At 39.4% G+C, this 18,326-nt stretch carries 13 protein-coding genes; 5 read left to right on the top strand and 8 right to left on the bottom strand.

The window, feature by feature from the left end; all coding sequences use genetic code 11:
* Positions 1-102: 102 nt before the first annotated feature.
* Complete coding sequence (gene rpsP, locus WC631_00355; protein ID MFA6226925.1) at positions 103-495, bottom strand: 30S ribosomal protein S16; 393 nt, start codon at positions 493-495, stop codon at positions 103-105.
* Between the two features lie 95 nt (positions 496-590).
* Complete coding sequence (locus WC631_00350) at positions 591-791, bottom strand: hypothetical protein (protein MFA6226924.1); 201 nt, start codon at positions 789-791, stop codon at positions 591-593.
* Between the two features lie 98 nt (positions 792-889).
* Here WC631_00350 and rnr point away from each other — a divergent pair, with 98 nt between their 5' ends.
* Positions 890-2,896 carry a ribonuclease R gene (rnr, locus tag WC631_00345; GenBank protein ID MFA6226923.1) on the top strand — a complete coding sequence of 669 codons (2,007 nt, stop codon included), beginning with the start codon at positions 890-892 and terminating at the stop codon, positions 2,894-2,896.
* Positions 2,897-3,530: 634 nt separating this feature from the next.
* Here rnr and WC631_00340 read toward each other — a convergent pair.
* From WC631_00340 to WC631_00320, 5 genes are all read right to left on the bottom strand, one after another.
* Positions 3,531-5,816: a hypothetical protein gene (locus tag WC631_00340; protein MFA6226922.1), complete on the bottom strand. Its 2,286-nt coding sequence runs from the start codon at positions 5,814-5,816 to the stop codon at positions 3,531-3,533.
* 90 nt (positions 5,817-5,906) lie between these two features.
* Positions 5,907-6,602 carry a ribonuclease III gene (gene rnc / locus WC631_00335; protein ID MFA6226921.1) on the bottom strand — a complete coding sequence of 232 codons (696 nt, stop codon included), beginning with the start codon at positions 6,600-6,602 and terminating at the stop codon, positions 5,907-5,909.
* 15 nt (positions 6,603-6,617) lie between these two features.
* Positions 6,618-7,520, bottom strand: coding sequence for a transcription antitermination factor NusB (nusB, locus tag WC631_00330; protein ID MFA6226920.1), 903 nt, complete (start codon positions 7,518-7,520; stop codon positions 6,618-6,620).
* Between the two features lie 344 nt (positions 7,521-7,864).
* Positions 7,865-8,467: a ribonuclease HII gene (locus WC631_00325; protein ID MFA6226919.1), complete on the bottom strand. Its 603-nt coding sequence runs from the start codon at positions 8,465-8,467 to the stop codon at positions 7,865-7,867.
* A gap of 71 nt (positions 8,468-8,538) precedes the next feature.
* The gene (locus WC631_00320; GenBank protein MFA6226918.1) at positions 8,539-9,090 is read right to left on the bottom strand and encodes a hypothetical protein; all 552 of its coding nucleotides are present in this window, start codon (positions 9,088-9,090) and stop codon (positions 8,539-8,541) included.
* A gap of 182 nt (positions 9,091-9,272) precedes the next feature.
* Between WC631_00320 and dnaE the strand changes: the two genes are divergently transcribed.
* The 4 genes from dnaE to WC631_00300 all read left to right on the top strand — a co-directional run bounded on the left by dnaE (position 9,273) and on the right by WC631_00300 (position 16,030).
* Entirely contained in the window at positions 9,273-12,503 is a 3,231-nt protein-coding gene (gene dnaE, locus WC631_00315) for a DNA polymerase III subunit alpha (protein MFA6226917.1), read from the top strand.
* A 5-nt stretch (positions 12,504-12,508) separates the two neighbouring features.
* Positions 12,509-13,060, top strand: coding sequence for a histidine phosphatase family protein (locus WC631_00310; protein ID MFA6226916.1), 552 nt, complete (start codon positions 12,509-12,511; stop codon positions 13,058-13,060).
* 264 nt (positions 13,061-13,324) lie between these two features.
* On the top strand, positions 13,325-15,070 hold the full coding sequence (gene thrS / locus WC631_00305; protein ID MFA6226915.1) for a threonine--tRNA ligase: 1,746 nt from the start codon (positions 13,325-13,327) through the stop codon (positions 15,068-15,070).
* Between the two features lie 222 nt (positions 15,071-15,292).
* Positions 15,293-16,030, top strand: a complete 738-nt coding sequence (locus tag WC631_00300; GenBank protein ID MFA6226914.1) for a hypothetical protein — start codon at positions 15,293-15,295, stop codon at positions 16,028-16,030.
* 401 nt (positions 16,031-16,431) lie between these two features.
* On the opposite strand, the gene WC631_00295 is transcribed toward WC631_00300, so the two are convergent.
* On the bottom strand, positions 16,432-18,318 hold the full coding sequence (locus WC631_00295; GenBank protein ID MFA6226913.1) for a PKD domain-containing protein: 1,887 nt from the start codon (positions 18,316-18,318) through the stop codon (positions 16,432-16,434).
* Positions 18,319-18,326 lie beyond the last annotated feature (8 nt).

The raw sequence follows: 18,326 nt of genomic DNA, 5'->3' as shown, positions 1-18,326 counted from the left end.
TTTTCTTGCAGTAATTCGACCGGTAAATTATTAAATACTGCCTGCCATAATATTATCATAACAAAAAACCGCCTGCAAGACGGTTTTTTGTTTTGGACTTTTTTATACTTTCGGAGCTTCTGTTGCTGGGGCGGGCGCCGGAGCTGGCTCTGCCTTTGGAGCATTTTTTGCTGCCTCTTCGGCTTTCTTCGCTTCCTCCGCCTTCTTGGCATTTATAATTTTATTCTTTGGCAATACATTTATTTTCTTTCCGGAAACGATTTTCAAATCAACGAAAATATTGTGTATAGTTTCTGAAAGTTGGGCACCTTTTGAAATCCAGTATTTTGCCTTTTCAGCATCTACTTGAGTTTTGCCCTTACCTTCTCTTGGATCGTATGAACCCAAAATTTCCGTTGGCTTTCCGCTCTTTGGACCAAATTTAGAATCCGTCAAAACAATACGAAAAGTCGGTTCGTGTACCCTTCCTACCCTTTGTAATCTAATTATTAACATGAGTGGTATACTAACAAAGTTCACAAAAAAGTCAAATAAAAAAATGAACTTTGCGTTGCCTAGTGACGCAAAGTTCATTTGATCTGACCAAAAGTTCATGTGAGATGTTGCTCAAAAACCTCAAAGACAGCCGTCACTTGATCAACATCCACATGTTTAAAATGAGGGTATGGGTGATGATCAGCATACACCCCAAACACCGTTTCATTGTTTGACTTGAAACAAATCGTCTTTTCCTCATTTCCATTTAGTCTGCACGAAAAGAACATTCTGTTAGGAACATCTGTAAATATCATCTCGGATCTCCTTTGTCTTATCCTCTCTATTTATAACAAATTTTTAAACAAAACAAAAAGTATACAAAACACTTCTTTTCTGTTAGAATACACCGACAATGAAAGAAAAGAGAAATGGTGGGAAATTTGACCGAAAGGATAATAAATCGAAATTCTCCTCAAAAAATAGACAAAAATCAAAAGGCAAGATAATGCTCGGCACCATTAAGGCTGTCCGTGGCAACGTCGCTTATTTCCTATCAGACCAAGGCGCTCTTGAAGTAGAAATATCCACACGCTCACTCAACACGGCGATGGCGCAAGATAAGGTGGAAGTAAATGTATTCGGAAAGACGATTTCCGGATCACCTATGGGCGAAGTCACGAAAGTCCTTGAGAGAAATAAAAAGATATTTGTAGGTACCATAGATTCCGCCGCAGACGGTGATTTTGCTATTCCGGATGACAGGAAAATCAAACTTAATATTCTTATACCAAAAGAAAAGCTGGATAGTGCTGTCAAAGGGGACAAAGTATTAGTAAAAATCACAAAATGGAAAAATCTGCCGAATCTATCTGAAGGTGAAGTGCTAGAAATTATCGGAAGAAAAGGCGAAAATACAACCGAAATGTATTCCGTGGTTTTGGACAGAGGTTTTGAAATAGGTTTTGCAGAAAAGGTTGAAACAGAGGCAAATAATATTTTTCAAAATAATAAAACTGTTTCGAAAGAAGAAATCGCCAAAAGAATTGATCTTAGAAATACTCTGACCTTTACAATAGACCCGAAAACAGCAAAAGATTTCGACGATGCCATATCATTTAAAGCGCTTTCAAATGGTAATTATGAAATCGGCGTGCATATTGCGGATGTCTCACATTATGTCCGCGAAAGAAGCGAACTTGATAAAGAGGCGCTAAAAAGAGGTTGCTCGGTGTATCTTCCAGACAGAACAATACCAATGCTTCCATTTGAGCTCTCCGATAATCTTTGTAGTTTGAATGAAAATGAGGAAAAGCTCGCCTTCTCTGCAATTTTTGAAATCGACAAAAAAGCAAAGGTTCTTTCGAGAAAATTCGGAAAGTCCGTAATAAAATCGGCAAAGAGATTTACTTATGAAAGCGCGCAGGAAGCAATAAATGACAAAACTGCAAAATACCATGATGAGCTAGCCGAGCTAAATAGACTTGCAAAAATAATGCGAAAAGAAAAAGCACAAAAAGGTGCAATAGACTTCGAACAAGATGAAGTGGCTTTTGAACTTGATGAAAAAGGATTCCCGATAAGAATTTATAAAAAAGAAAGGCTGGATACTCATAAACTCGTTGAAGAATTTATGCTTCTTGCAAATAGAGAGGTAGCAGAATTTGTTTATAAATATGAGAAAAAGACCGGTCACTCTGTCCCCCTCCCTTATCGTATTCACGATTTTCCAGACAAAGAAAGAATCGCTGAACTTGCAATATTTGTAAAAGCTCTCGGCCACGAATTATTTATCGGTAAAAATGGTTCTGTTACAGGCAAAGATATGCAGGCACTTTTTGCCCAAGTGGAAGGCAAGGCTGAAGAAGGTCTGGTAAAAACTGCTGCTATACGCTCGATGGCAAAAGCGATTTATTCCGTAAAAAATATCGGACACTTTGGTTTGGCTTTTGAATATTATGCGCATTTCACCTCCCCTATCAGAAGGTATCCGGACTTACTTGTTCACAGATTACTACAAAAAATACTTACCGGGGAGAAAGTCGCCGAAAGAGATTGGGTATTTTATGAAAATGCGGCAAGAAGAAGCACCGATCAAGAAATCAAAGCTTCGGAAGCCGAACGCGAAGGCAAGAAATACAAGCAAATTGAATTTATGCAGAATAAAATCGGACAGACATTCCTCGGCACTATCACCGGCGTCACCGAATGGGGCATTTATGCCGAAGATTCTGCAACACGCGCCGAAGGAATGATAAAGCTTTCTTCACTTGGTGACGACTATTATGTCTTGGATGCAAAAAAATACAGAATAGTCGGTGAAAAAACAAAAAAGACTTTCGTCCTTGGACAGAAAATAAAAATCAAACTTATCGGCGCCGATCTCGACAGAAGGACGATGGATTATGAGATAGTAAGTTAATCTAAAAGACCCTCTTGTAATACCGGAGATCTTTCTAAACAAATCTTTAATGCTCGAAAATTGCCAGTCTTGCTCGCTTAAGCTAAATATCGATTAACATTATTTGGCCTTTAATAGAAAAAGCCACCATAGCTGGTGGCTTGTGGCCTTTGCCGAAATACTATCATGGAGGCAATACGACAACATCATCAAGGGACAACCAATATGTCCAAGGCCTGATAAAAATACTGATTTTTCTTTCCTTTTTGTCTACACCCGTTATTTTATGGTCCATGACACCAAACATGTGACAAAACGCTCGGAAGCGCGATTCGCTCTTAGTCAATTCTGGCGAGAAAACGACTCTATATCCAACTTCTGGCTCTAATGTTTCCATTTTATCTCCTTTTGTTCGATCTAAATTTGATATTACTCTCGGTGAGTATAAAGTCAAGATTTCATTCGTAATAGTCGTCAGCGAGCGAGGGTTTATAAAATATTTCTGCTAGGGGTGGCGACCTATTCTTTTTGAAAAGACTTGGGAGGAGTGGCTGACGACGGACACGAGGAAAATTCCCAGCAGGAAATTTTCCGTGCTTTTCAAAAAGAATAGGTCGACAGGACCCGTGGAAATATTTTATAAATCTGAGTGAGCCTATTTCGCGACCGCGACTGCCTCCTCAAACTGTATTGAAAGCAAACGGGACACGCCGTCGGCACCCATAGTGACCCCGTAGATAACTCCTGCACGGGACATTGTTTCTCTATTGTGCGTGATAAGAATGAGCTGGGAATATTTTGAAAGATTGGAAATCATATCGCCATATTTTCGAGAATTGGCTTCATCAAGTGCCGCGTCTGTTTCATCAAGAATAATAAACGGTGGCGGATTGACCTGTGATATGGCAAAGAGTAACGCAATAGAAGTGAGTGCTCTTTCTCCACCAGAGAGCATCATCAAACCCTTTATCTTCTTTCTCGGTAAATTTACTTCTATTTCCAAACCTTCTTGCTCTTCCTCTTCTTCTTTAAAATCCGCATCCATATCTTCGCCTATCGGTAAATCTGTATCCACTCTTCTTTTCTTCTTTTCTTTTACAATAGAAAGCGAAGCTGTCCCCCCGCCAAACATAGCCGAGAAGAATTCTTGGAATTGAGTATTTATTTTCGAAACACCGGATTTGAATTCGCTCGTAAGCTTTTCATCAAGTTCTTTTATAAGTGCCTTCAAGGATTCAGATGATTTGAATAAATCTTCAAGCTCTTTGCCGAGGAAGGTGTCTCTTTCGGAAGTTTCTTTAAACTCTTTCATCACTTCATCTCCACCAGCAACACCGGCGTCTTCAAGGCGGATTTTTATTTTCTCCAGAGCTCGGCGTCTGTCTTCCTGCATATTTCTCGGCTCTTTGACCATTTCTTCAAGAGAAATCACCGCACCAGAAGCATTTGTCGGCCAAAAATCTTTATAACGCAAGGCCAAAACCCCGACGAGTATTGAACCTTCTTGCAATTCCCTTTTGAAATCCTCTTCATTTGTCTTCAGTCTCGCTTCCCTATTTTCTATCATAGAAAGCGCTCCACGGATTTCATTTTGCTCGGCGACAATTCTGAACATCGCCTTTTCAGCATCTCTGTTTGAATCTCTTTCTTTTTCTATTTCATTTTTGAGGAATGAATACTGCTCCGAAAGTTCGGCTTCAAGTTTCCCGGCATTTGCGATTTTCTCTTCAAAACCTTTCTTTTCGGTCTCAAGCTTTTTTATATCGCTTTCTATATCCGCCACGGCTTCTTTATTTTCACTTTCTTTATTTCTGTCTATAAAATCGCGTAAAATCTTTTTTATCATTCGGAGGATATTTCTTATATTCGAAATGTCGGCGCTTTCCGCAATACCATCTATTTCAATATCGATTTGCTTTGCCACGCTTTCCACTTGAGAAAGTGCTACTGTTTTATTAGACGCTGAAGTACTAGCTTCATTTTGTTTTTTCAGAATTCTCAAAAGAGAAGCGATTTCTCCCTCTATTCTTCCGATATTTCTGGTAAGGGTGTCTTTTGAAATTCTCGCTTCTTTGATCTCTCCCTCTATTTTCATCACTTTCTCGCTCTTATGATCTTTACTCTCGGATTTTGCCAGAGTCTCTTTTGCAATTCTCAAATCATGCTCGAGTGTATGCATTTTCTGCATCAAAGGATGTTTCTCGGCTGTAATACTTTTCTTCTCAAAATTTATATACTCTTCCTCCCTGCGGAAATATTCATGGTACATCTTTGTCAGGCTTTCTTTCATCTCCACGGCTTTCTCAATTTTCTCAACCTGCTTTTTCAAAAATTTAATATGAGGAGCGATTTCTCTTCGCAAAGATTCTACTTGCTTGATATTTTCTTCCGTCTTTTCAAGTTTGCGCGCGCTTTCTTCTTTTTTATATTGATAGATTTTTAAACCAAGTGCTTCTTCTATTATTTCTCTCTTTTCTTTTGTATTTGCATTCAAAATCTTGTCCGCCTCGCCTTGAGAGATAATATGATGCCCCGAAGCTCCGATATGCGCGCCGGCGAGAAGCTCAATAATATCTTTGAGACGTACAGGACTGCCGTTTATAAGATATTCACTTGAAGAATCTCTGTGAACGACACGCTCTATGGCAACCTCATCAAAATCGATATTTAAAATTCTCTGAATATTGTTGAAGGTAAGTTTAACCGATGCACGGTTGGCACGAGCCGCATCTTTTCCGCCATTAAAAATAAGATCTTCAGCTCTTTTACCTCGAAGAGATTTGATAGATTGCTCACCCAATACAAAACGAAATGCTTCGGCGACATTGGACTTGCCCGAACCGTTTGGCCCGACAATAGCAGAAATGGGCGTATTAAAATCTAATACGCTTTTTTTTGCAAACGATTTGAAACCGGAAATCTCTATCGACTTAAGATACATTGAGGATATTCTATCAGATTAGGCAGATGAAAAAAAGGGCGTCCCCCACCTGCGCGCAGGTGGGGGACGCCCTTTTTTTCAGTATTCCAATTACGCCCAACCTTTTGCTTCAAGAGCTTTTCTTGCAGATTCTTGCTCGGCTTCTTGTTTAGATCTACCCTTCCCTTCAGCAATCTTTTCTCTATCCAAATACACACCTACTGTAAAATTTTTGTCGTGATCTGGGCCTTCCTCTCTTATGGTTTTATAGGATGGGGTAGAACCCTCATGCTCCTGCGCGAGTTCTTGGAATTCACTCTTTGCATCTATCCATTTTTTGTCTTCAATAATCTTTTCTGTCAAAAAGAAAATATTTCTGGATATAAAGTATTTTGCCATGTCATATCCTTGGTCCAAGAAAACTGCGCCGATAAAGGCCTCGATAGTATTCGCAAGAATAATTTGTCTTGCTCGACCCACATCTTTTGCCTCACCTTTTGAAAGTAAAAGAAAGTCATTCATACCGATCTTTGATGCAGCTTCGGACAAAGTCTCGGCTTTTACAAGAGCTGAACGATATGAAGTAAGGGCACCCTCTGTTTCATCTGGATATTTTTCATAAAGATATTCCGTGACAATAAGCTCAAGGACAGCATCACCTAAAAATTCTAAACGTTCATTATGTACAAGTTCTGTATCTCTATGTTCATTAAGATATGATCTATGAGTAAAAGCTTGTCGCAAAAGCGCTTTGTTTTTAAAGGTTATCCCTATAGCTTCTTCAAATTTTGTAAAATCTGGCTTCATCTTTGGACAGGTAAATTATCTTGATCTCATCCCAAGTATAGTAATCGCCTTTGTGATAATTGGCAAGATGTCATCATAGAAATTTAGATTTTGAATGTCTTGAAGTTTAAACCATTTCGCATCATCAAGGCCCCCACTATCACCAAGTTTCAAATCTTTCATCTCAGATTTTGCAAGAAAATAAGTGACTTGTTTGCGAATTTTACCGTCTTCTGGATGATTAGCGACATATTCATTGTTTTGAAGTTGATCTTCTACATCTATGTCTATACCAAGCTCTGCTTTTATTTCTCTCTTTACTCCGAGTTTAGCATCTTCACCATTTTCAAGTCTGCCTTTGGACAATGTCCACCTACCGAAGACATCGTGTACAAAAGCAAAAAAAATCTCATCATTTCTTCTGGTATATATAACGGCACCAACAAGTCTTCTTATCGGCATCTTTTCAAATGGTATATCTCGATTATGTTTTTTTTTAGAGACTTCATCTTTGCCTGGCTCACCGATCTCTTTATAAATAGTCCCTAAAACACCGTTAATAAAACCTCCGCTTTTTTCCCCACTGTAAGATTTAGCAAGTTCTATCGCCTCATTTATAGCTACTTTTGCCGGTACTTCTTTCCTATCAGAAAAGAGAAGCTCATAAAGCCCAATTCGCAGAATATTTCTATCAACAAGAGAGATTTTGTCTATGGGCCAATCTGGTGCCGCTTTGATAATAATGTTATCGAGCTCGCCTTTTTTGTCTATTACACCTTTTAAAAGATTGTCCATAAAAGAGGTATCCGGATCACCCTCACCAAACTCTTTATTATTTTTTATAAGAGAAACCAAAGCGTCCTCTCTAGAAAGATTCCTAAAATCCCACTCAAAAATGGTTTGAAGAACTATTGATCTTGCGAGGTGCCTGTTTGACATATTTGGCTTTTAAACTACTAGGGAAAGTATAACAAGATATCACCCAAAAGAAAAGGCTGGCTTTTCGCCTAGGCCTTTTTCTCTGACTTCTTTTGCTTTTTCAATGCTTTAACTTCAAGGTTAATCACTTTTCTACCTTTATATTTTCCGCAATTTGAACAAGCACGATGTCTTGTTATGACGGTTCCACAGTCTGGGCATTTGGTCGAGGGTATTGCTTTCAGAAAATGATGCGACCTAGTGCTCCCTCTCTGGGACCTGTTATGTCTCATTCGATTTACCATAGTAAAAAGAGTATACACTATTTGATAAAAAAATCAAATAATGGAAACCTCATTATAATCTTAGATAAAGTTTTTGCAAAAACATTTTCTGTGTTCTTTGGAAAGGCCGTGCTTTTTTATCGCTTTGCAATGTTTTTGTGTTCCATACCCTTTATGAATTTCGAAACCATATTTAGGGTATTTTTTTGCCAAACGACACATCAGAGCATCTCGAGAGACTTTTGCCACGATAGAAGCAAAAGCTATCACCCTTTCTTTTTCATCACCTTTTATAATGGTTTTTTGGAGAGAGAAATGGGACGGCGCGCGAAGCGCGCCGTCCAAAAGCACCATACATTCGTCTGATTTTGCTTTGATATTTTTTAAAGCTTTTGCGATGCAATTTTTAATCGCCATACTTATCCCCACTTTATCTATTTTCCTCGCACTTTCATAACAAACCGAGTAGTCTACTTTTTTTGCTTTTTTCAATATTCCCAATTTTAAAGAAATATCTTCTCTCTTTTGTGCCGTCAATTTCTTGGAATCCTTCAATGGTCCAAAGCCAATCACCTTAAAATCCATTGGCATTTTAAAAGCACATACGGCCACGGGGCCTGCCAAGGGTCCCCTACCCACCTCATCAATTCCGACAATATATTTTATCTTATTTTTAACTTTCATATCTTTCATTATCTTAACTTAACCCTACCCAACACGTAAATAAGAACGCGGTCGCGTTCTTATTTACGTCATCAGTCCAAACCAAATCTACTTTTCAAAACAGAATCGTGTTCTATCTTGTCGGCTATAATATAAAGCATGTCCTTCCCTATCATCAGATCAACCTTTAATAAGGTTATCAAATCCTCACAATCGTAAGGGAAAACCCAAACACTATTCTGTAATTTTATAAAACCGATCATCATCAATGTCCTTCTTATGCTGTCTCTCGTATATTTTTTCGTCTCACTTATATCAAATATCAGAATTCTCCACTTACCATCCCACTTCTTTGGTTTTTGAATTTTATAATCCCTAGACTCAATCTTTTCTAGTTCTCTTTCCCCTTTCTTGGTCAAAGATATACCATTTTTACCTCTTTCTAAGAATCCACTCTTTGTTAACTTACTTACGACTGAATTGATATATATCTTTTTATCATTATTATTTTTAATTCTAAATAATTTAAGGACATTTGGAGCAACTAGGGCAACTCCCAATATTCCAGCAGTAGCAATCGATTGTAAAACAGCTTTCTTGATTTTTGTATTTCTGGTCTTGATTTTTATTTCTTTCTCTAACACACCCATGTGTTTATTATAACAAAAACAGAATTCTACACTAATATAAAAACGTAAATAAGAGCGCGGTCGCGTTCTTATTTACGTTTTTATCTATTTAATCGGTTTGTTAAGATAATGACCAAACCAGACAGGATAGAATTCCAGCTTTTTGATTTTCCAAATAAAAGCTATAATATACAAATATGTCATCAAAATTTATCCACCTTCATACACATTCCCACTATTCCCTTTTAAATGCCCTGCCGAAAATCAAAGAGCTTGTTAAAACAGCGAAAAGTATGGCAATGCCAGCACTTGCACTTACCGATGCTGGCAATATGTATGGCGTAATTGAATTTTATCAAGTTTGTAAAAAAGAAGAAATAAAACCGATAATCGGTGTAGATTTCTACGTTGCGACTCGCACAAGAAATGACAAACAAAGCGGAGTGGACAATCGCCGATATCGTCTTGTACTTCTTGCAAAAGACGATATCGGCTATCACAATCTTATGAAGCTTGTCACCGATTCATATTTTGAAGGCTTTTATTATAAACCAAGAATCGATCACGAACTTATAGAAAAATATAAAGAAGGCCTTGTCTGTATTATGCCTCACTTTTCTGGCGAGACCACAAACGCGCTCAAAAATGGCGATCAAGAAAAAGCAAAAAAACTTACAGATTGGTACAAAAAAGTTTATGGCGCAGAAAATTTCTTTTTAGAAATCACCCACCATCCTGAAATAGAGGGTCAGCTTGAAATAAAAGAAAGAATAATAAAACTCGCAAAAGAAACTGACTCACAACTTGTCGCTGCACATGATGTTTACTATCTAAATCCCGAAGATAAACAAGCTCGCGACACTCTCGTCGCCGTCAATTCGCATTCGGATTTCAGCGATAGAGAACAAAGAGAAAGCGCGGATGATTTTTCTTTCATCTCCACCGAAAAGGCAGAAGAATATTTCAGAGATACACCCGAAGCACTCGAAAATACACAGAAGATTGCTGATATGTGCAATCTGGAAATCGAGCTCGGTAAATGGAAATTTCCAAAATATATTGTTGAAAGCGGTCTTTCCCACGACGACGAACTCAAAAGAATCGCGTACGAAGGCTTGGAAAAAAGAGGACTCAAACATACAAAAGAGGTTATTGACAGGCTTGAATACGAGCTTCTTGTAATTAAAAATAAAGGATACGCGCAATATTTTCTCGTTGTATCCGACCTTCTTCGTTTTGCAAGTGAAAACAATATTTATACAAATATCAGAGGTTCTGTCGCAGGCTCGCTCGTCACTTATGTTACAGGTATTACAAAAGTAAATCCGCTCGAATACAAACTTCCATTTGAAAGATTTCTAAATCCGGAAAGACCGTCTGCCCCCGATATTGATATGGACTATGCCGACAATAGACGCGATGATGTTATTGAATACACTCGTCAAAAATACGGCAAAGAAAATGTCGCACAAATAGGTACTTTTGGGACAATGATGGCTCGAGGCGCCTGCCGAGATGTCGCCCGTGCTATGGGCTTCCCACTTCCTCTCGCCGACAAAATCGCCAAGCTCATTCCTATGGGCGCGCAAGGTTTTCCCATGACAATCGAGCGTGCGATGAAAGAAGTCCCCGAACTTAAAAAGATGTACAATGAAGACAAGGATTCAAAAACTATCATTGATATGGCACAGAAAATCGAAGGTTGCGCCCGCCACATTTCCGTGCACGCCGCCGGTGTTGTGATAGCTCCAGATAATCTCACAAACTATGTCCCCCTCCAATACGATCCAAAAGGAGAAGGGAAGATCATCACTCAATACGATATGCACGCCGTCGGAGAAGACGGTGTCGGGCTTTTAAAATTCGATTTTCTCGGAATTAAGAATCTTTCTATACTCGCTGATGCTGTGGACAGAGTAGAAAAGATTGAGGGGGTAAAAATAGATATCGAAGCCATCCCACTGGACGACAAAAAGACTTTTGAAATGCTCGCCAGGGGTGAGACAATGGGCCTATTTCAACTCAATGGTTCCGGAATGACAAAATATCTTAAAGACCTCAAGCCCACTACAATACACGATATAAATGCTATGGTAGCTCTTTATCGCCCCGGCCCTATTGAATCTATTCCCCAATATATAGAGAGAAAACACGATCCAAAACTCATCAAATATTTGGACCCGAGACTCAAAGATATTTTGGATCAATCTTACGGAGTTATCACCTATCAAGACGATGTTATGCTCACGGCTATAAAGCTCGCTGGATACACTTGGCTTGAAGCGGATAAGTTGCGAAAAGCCATGGGAAAGAAAATTCCAAGAGAAATGCAGGCACAGAAAGAAAAGCTTTTGAAAGGTTTCATTGAAGGGGGGCTTACAGAAAAGAAAGCTGAGACTCTTTGGAAACTTATCGAACCTTTTGCCGCGTACGGTTTCAACAAAGCTCACGCCGCAAGCTATGGTCGCGTGTCATATCAGACGGCATATTTAAAAGCAAACTATCCCGCCATTTATATGTCTGCTGTGCTTACGGCCGACTCCGGTGATGTAGAAAAAATTGGGGAATTTATTGCTGAATGTAATAAGATGAAAATCCCCGTTCTTCCGCCAAGCGTGAACGAAAGTTTCGCTCCGTTTACTGTTGTTAAAACCGAAGGCGAGCCACAGAGGATTCGCTTCGGTCTCACATCCATAAAAAACTTCGGAGAAAATATCGCACAGATAATCGTCCACGACAGAAAGAAAAAAGGCAAATTCAAATCACTCGCGGATTTCTTGGAAAGAATTGTTGACAGAAATATGAATAAAAAGTCTCTCGAAGCTCTTATAAAGACGGGCGCCCTGGACGACTTCGGCGAAAGAGGTCAAATGCTTGCGAATATTGAAAATCTTTTGAAATATAATAAAGAAGCGAGTAAAAAAGATGAGAATCAAGATTCATTGTTTGGAATGTTTGATGGAGAGTCCGCCTTGGGCGGAGTAGGGCTGGTACACCAATCCTTTAAGCTTGACCCGGCACCACCCGCAACCCAGACAGAAAAACTCGCTTGGGAAAAGGACTTGCTCGGACTTTATATTTCCGGCCATCCGCTCGATAAATACAAACATATTTTTGAAAAGCAACAGATAAGTATTAAGAAAATCCGCGAAGAAACAGAAGCCGTCCGCAAAGCCATAGACGGAGGCAAGCCAATCGGCGGACTAATAGAAGAGGTGCGTGTGATAATGACAAAAAACAATGAGCCGATGGCATTTGTAAAAATCGCCGATCTCACAGGCACCATAGAAGCTGTAGTCTTCCCAAAGACTTACAGACAATTCAAAGATTCAATACTCCCAGAAAAATGCATCGCCTTCATAGCAAAGGTTTCCGACAGAAATGGAGAAGTAAGTTTGATAGTTGAGAGATTGAAGATCTTACAATAAAATATATGAAAATATTTGTCGTTAGACACGGAGAGACAGATTCAAATAAAGCTCACAAACTAATGGGGCAACTTGTTGATGAATCGTTAAACATAGAAGGAGTTAGACAGATACAAGAATTAATAAAAAATATTAACATTAACGACTTTGATGTTATATTTACATCCCCTCTGAAAAGAGCCCGTGAGACTGCGGAGATTATCGCAGCAAAAATAAAGATACCTATTATAGAGAAAAAGGAAATATCAGAAAGAGATTTTGGAAGTATGTCAGGAAAGAGTTGGGAAGAAATGGATAGCGCCATTAAAGAAGTCAATGTCAATTTTAAGATGACCGACTTGGAACAGAAATATAATTATAGACCATATGGCGGAGAATCTGTTGAAGACGTAAAAGAGAGAGTATTGAGATTTATCGAAGAACTCAAAAGTCAATATTCTGACAAAAAAGTCCTAATAATAGCTCATGGCGGTATTATGAAAATAATGAATCTATTACTTCTAAGAAATATTATAAATACTCCGGGTAATAGCACTGTCAGACAATTTGATATTTAGAGCTACGGAACACGACGGTAGCAAATATGGTCGTAAAGAGTATATTTGACATCCAAAAGCTAGTTGCTATTATATAAGAGAAGCAGAGATTGTTGTGGCTACCAACCACAAGGAAAAACAATTTCTGTCCAAAAGAGTAACCCTAAAACAAATAAGAATTTGTTCGGGCGAGAAAGTCGGGTGGAACCGCGAATTTGAGTCGCCCCGATAAAAAACGAATTTTCGTTTTTTATCGGGGCGATTTTATTTAATTAATTTAATAATATGAATAACGAAGACAAACTATATAAAATCAGACATTCCCTAGCCCATCTTTTGGGTGCTGCGGTTTTAAATATTTGGCCGGAGGCGAAAATAGCTACCGGGCCTGCGATAGACAATGGGTTTTATTATGACTTTGAATTCCCTGCCCCGATAAGCGACAAAGATCTCGGAAAAGTTGAGCAGAAAATGCATGAGCTTCTAAAGAAATGGGAGAGTTTTGAAAAAACTGAGATTTCCGAAAAAGATGCGAAAAAACTTTTTGCCGGCAATCCTTACAAGCTTGAACTCATCGGCGACTATACAAAAGACGGCCAGGTGCTCACCACATACACTTCCGGCGAATTCACCGACCTCTGCGCTGGCCCTCACGTGAATGATATAAAAGATATTCCAAAAGATGCATTCAAGCTTGAGAGAATCGCCGGTGCATATTGGAAAGGCGACGAAAAAAATAAAATGCTCACCCGCATTTACGGTCTAGCTTTTGCATCGAAAGATGAACTTGTTGCTTATGAAAAACAGCAAGAAGAAGCGAGGGCTCGTGATCACAAGAAACTCGGTAAAGAACTTGGTCTTTTTGTATTTTCAGATTTGGTTGGGCCAGGTCTTCCAATGTACACTTTCAAAGGAGCTTCAATAAGAAAAGAAATAATAAATTATTCAAACGAACTTCAACAAAGTATCGGGTATCAAGAGGTTCACACGCCAAACATAAATAAGGCTGAACTCTTCAAGGTCTCCGGACATTATGAAAAATACAAGGAAGATATGATAAAAGTTATGTCCAACTATTCAAAGGAGGAATATTTTTTGAAGCCTATGAACTGCCCTCAACACACCCAAATCTACGCTTCACAATCTAGAAGTTATAGAGATTTGCCGATAAGGATTGCGGACTTTGCAAATTTATATAGAGATGAAAGACCTGGTGAACTAAACGGGCTAGCGAGACTCCGATGTTTCTGCCAAGATGACGCACACGCTTTCTGTCGTGAAGATCAGATAAAGGAGGAATTTATAAATGTTTTGGGCATTATCAAAAAAGCCCTTGTCACTTATAAGATGGATTATAAAATCCGCCTTTCTCTTTGGGATCCGGCAAAACCAGAAAAATATCTTGGGGATGCAAAAGTTTGGGAAAGAGCACAGAAATTGCTCCGAGAGCTTCTTGAGGAAAATAAAATCGAGCACATTGTCGCTGTTGGAGAAGCCGCAATATATGGTCCAAAGATGGACATTATGACAAAAGATTCTCTAGGTAGAGAATGGCAGATCTCTACAATTCAACTCGACCTTATAATGCCAGAAAGATTCAAACTCACCTATTCAGATAAAGATGGGAAAGAGAAAACACCAGTTATGATTCACAGAGCAATCATTGGTTCCCCAGAAAGATTTATGGGTATTCTTATTGAACACTACGCCGGTGCCTTCCCTCTTTGGCTTGCGCCTGTGCAAGTAAAAATCGTGCCAGTGAGAGAAAATCATAATGAATATGCGGAAAAGATTTCTGCCGAACTAAAAACCGCCGGCTTTAGAGTAGATTGTGATACAAAAGAAGGAAACATGGGAGGAAAAGTTCGTGATGCAAAAAATAATAAAGTCCCCTACACAATAATCGTCGGTGACAAAGATATTTCTGCCAACAAAATCACTGTGGAGAATAGAGATAAAGGGGCACTAGGACAAATGGATTTGAAAGAATTTATTGAGAAAGTTAAAAAAGAAAGGGAAGAAAAAGTATAACTAACCAAGAACAACTGGGCTTTTTGAAAAACTTGACAAAATAATCGGAAGCTTTAGTATAAAAAATAGAGTATCAGGAATGTTATAGCTTGCAAAATATGCGGGCCGTTCCCGGTATAAAACGCAGTTGTTTGAAAGGTTTGGTGCAAAATGAAGACAATATTCGGAAAATTATTCTTGGTGTTAGTATTCTGTTTTTCGATCGTAGGCATAAGCTTCGCGGTGGACAATACATCGCCGGCAGAATTACAAGAATCCGCTATCGGTATCAATCTTACCTATCTCGGCTTTCATGTAAACAATATGCCACTTGAAATCCGCAATATCCCGAACCACAGGGACGATACCGGGTATGAGCGAAATCAAGGTCCGATCGAACAAAAGGAATATGACATAAATTACAAGATCGATTTGTCGTTTATGTGCGTAAACGAGTGGCCGAGAGTCAAATTGAATATCGGCGCCGATTGGATGATATTGCCCTGGATAGGCATGAATGAGGCCGAGAGAAACTATATGAACAGTCCAGGGTCTGATACGCGTGGCGAGGGAGCGGCGTTGACTTATGTCGATTTAAGACAGGTCGGCGTTATTCCATCTACTGGTTATCCTTTCGTGGATCTTTTCCTAAATTGGACACCCAGGGTTACACTTGAAGTCGCTCCATTCGATGGGCCGTTTGATAATTTGTGGCTCGGCGTAAGCGGAAGTTATTGTGCATATGTTGCACAGTCCGGTTGGGACCGCAACAATGACAGCGAGGTACGGAAAAATTATGTCCTAATGCATACATTCCCAGTTAGAACATACGCCACAATGATGTTCGGCGAGAAAAAGACAAGCGCCCTAACACTTGGATTGGAGTTTGAACCTGGATCAAAAACCGACATGGGTGAACAGGCAGACATCGCATTCTCCAGCCCAACATTCTTCCTTGGATACTCACACTACTTCAAATAGTTTTGGTTATCCTTTGAAGAGACACCCCCGTGCAAAGTTGCACGGGGCTTTTATTTTATGTAAAAAAGCTTTGCTGAGGCACGGAGCCACGCAAAGCTTTTTATTTTTGTTCCGAATGTTGATTCGGTTTGCCACAAGATGTCATGTGCATATTGTAGAGAATACTGACAATCATCAAACTACAATACGGACATTGAATGCAACATGGTGAGGGATGTAGATCTTCCCGTCGCACTTCACCACTGTGGCATGCGCAATGGCAGACTTGATCATATTCGGAGAGATCCGGAGCTTTTCCTTCTTGAGATGCTTTCATAGGCACCTCCTTTCTGTATTAAATAGTACTACTAATATAAAATCGAGTCAAGAGAAAAGACAAAACTCGGTAAATACATCCCCGTCTAATCCTTCATCTCTATGTCGGTTATGATTTTACTATTATCTTCATGTTTAGTGTCTCCTGTAGGATACATCTGATGGTGTTTTTCTCTCCTCTTCAAGGAAGAATATGCAATCAATCCACTCCAAAGAGTCAAAGCTGTGATAAACAACAAGACTTTCAAGATATCTCCAGCGCCCGTATAAGGGATCTGGCTCAAGTAAACAGATGATACTAGAGGATTAGTCTCGGAATATGCAAGTACCTGACCAACATTTACAGAACATGTTCTTGTAATACTCTGTCCATTTGAAGTTATTGTTAATGTAGCGTTTTTTGTTCCACCATAAGAATAGACCTTGGGTACATACTGGCTATTACTTGAAAGATTTTCATCTCCATACCAATAATAGGTAAAAAATCCATTTCCACCCATAGCAGTTGCTGTCCAGGTAACTGTACTTCCTATAGAAGTATTTGATACCCCAGCAGAACAAGAACCGGAGAGGGCTTCGTTGTATGAATAGTTATAATTATAATTGTAAGGATAGTAGTAAGTATTATAACCACCGCCATAGTAATAATTATAATCTTGAACTTGATATACATTTCCGTAACAATTTGCAGTAGCAGATTGTGTACCAGAAGTCACCGTCACGCTAGCATTTTTACTACCGACATTCGAATAGTTTTTTGAAATAGCCTGTGAACTACCAGAAAGTCCATCAGTACCTGACCATGAGTATGTATAATTACCACTTCCGCCCGAAGCATTTGCGGACCAATTTATAGTATTACCAATTTGAACACTGCTTGGGTTTGCAGAACAAGAAATGTATAGAGGATTTGGAGTTGGTGGTGGAGGAGGTACATCCGTACAAAACTGTCCTTGAGCTGAAGGTATTGAATTGAAGGATCTACCGTCGGTACCAAATATAATTCCTTTAAATAACCTACTTGTACCGACATTTCCGGAATCATAAAGGGCGTCTACTTGAGTAAGACAAGGAGCAAGAGGAGTCACGACAGTACGAGAAGAGTGCGGTGCAACTATTATTGTACCGCTATTATTAAATTGTCTTTGAGTATCAAAGGTTACATTGTCGTAAACTTTGAAAGACCAGACAACCGCAGGCAACTGACATCCGGTATTGTTTGTAATAGTCGTCTCTGCTTGTGAACTATTTATTTTATTGAAAGATACGGTAATAGTGCCACTCTGAAAAGCGCTGACTGCCTCATCTGCAGACAAAGTACCGTTGGCACAAGTGCCATTTGAATTATTTTGATAATTTGAACCGTTAGAGTTTGAATTAGAATATGAACTTGTATTTGTATTTGTCCAACCGGCTGTGGCTACTTGAGAACTTCCTCCGCCCCAATTGGTTAAGTCACCGAAAAAATTACTGCCAGCATTCCATACATCACCACCAAAAGACCCGACTTGGGTGACTACTTGCCCAGCACCATTCCAAACATCGCCTCCCCATGAGCCGACTTGAGTGATGGCCTGACCAGAACCCTTCCAGACATCGCCTCCCCAGTTACCAACTTGGGTTGCTACCTGCCCAGCACCATTCCAAACATCGCCTCCCCATGAGCCGACTTGAGTGATGGCCTGACCAGAACCCTTCCAGACATCGCCAGCAATATTACTGCCAGCATTCCAGACATCACCAGTCGTCTGGCCGACTTGCGTAAGTACTTGTCCGCCACCTTTCCAAACATCGCCTGCAACATCAGCAACACCTTGTGCTACATCTCCGGCACCATTTGTTATATCGCCCCAAAGATCACCAAAAAAGTTCCCTGCATGAGCATATGAAGGAGTGAGAAACACAAAAGACGCAAAGATGGAGACAATTCCCAAGAACAAAGCGTGTTTATTTGTATTTATAAAATTTTCCATAGATTTCT

It is taken from the genome of Candidatus Paceibacterota bacterium, from assembly GCA_041663045.1.
Taxonomy (GTDB): domain Bacteria; phylum Patescibacteriota; class Minisyncoccia; order Phycocordibacterales; family GWA1-40-21; genus Bog-1340.
This window is presented reverse-complemented; position numbering and strand designations above follow the sequence as displayed.

Excerpts from the sequence above, each read along its gene's own strand:
- rpsP (MFA6226925.1), bottom strand. The coding sequence starts at position 495 with ATGTTAATAATTAGATTACAAAGGGTAGGAAGGGTACACGAACCGACT.
- WC631_00350 (MFA6226924.1), bottom strand. The coding sequence starts at position 791 with ATGATATTTACAGATGTTCCTAACAGAATGTTCTTTTCGTGCAGACTA.
- rnr (MFA6226923.1), top strand. The coding sequence starts at position 890 with ATGAAAGAAAAGAGAAATGGTGGGAAATTTGACCGAAAGGATAATAAA.
- WC631_00340 (MFA6226922.1), bottom strand. The coding sequence starts at position 5,816 with ATGTATCTTAAGTCGATAGAGATTTCCGGTTTCAAATCGTTTGCAAAA.
- rnc (MFA6226921.1), bottom strand. The coding sequence starts at position 6,602 with ATGAAGCCAGATTTTACAAAATTTGAAGAAGCTATAGGGATAACCTTT.
- nusB (MFA6226920.1), bottom strand. The coding sequence starts at position 7,520 with ATGTCAAACAGGCACCTCGCAAGATCAATAGTTCTTCAAACCATTTTT.
- WC631_00325 (MFA6226919.1), bottom strand. The coding sequence starts at position 8,467 with ATGAAAGTTAAAAATAAGATAAAATATATTGTCGGAATTGATGAGGTG.
- dnaE (MFA6226917.1), top strand. The coding sequence starts at position 9,273 with ATGTCATCAAAATTTATCCACCTTCATACACATTCCCACTATTCCCTT.
- WC631_00310 (MFA6226916.1), top strand. The coding sequence starts at position 12,509 with ATGAAAATATTTGTCGTTAGACACGGAGAGACAGATTCAAATAAAGCT.
- thrS (MFA6226915.1), top strand. The coding sequence starts at position 13,325 with ATGAATAACGAAGACAAACTATATAAAATCAGACATTCCCTAGCCCAT.
- WC631_00295 (MFA6226913.1), bottom strand. The coding sequence starts at position 18,318 with ATGGAAAATTTTATAAATACAAATAAACACGCTTTGTTCTTGGGAATT.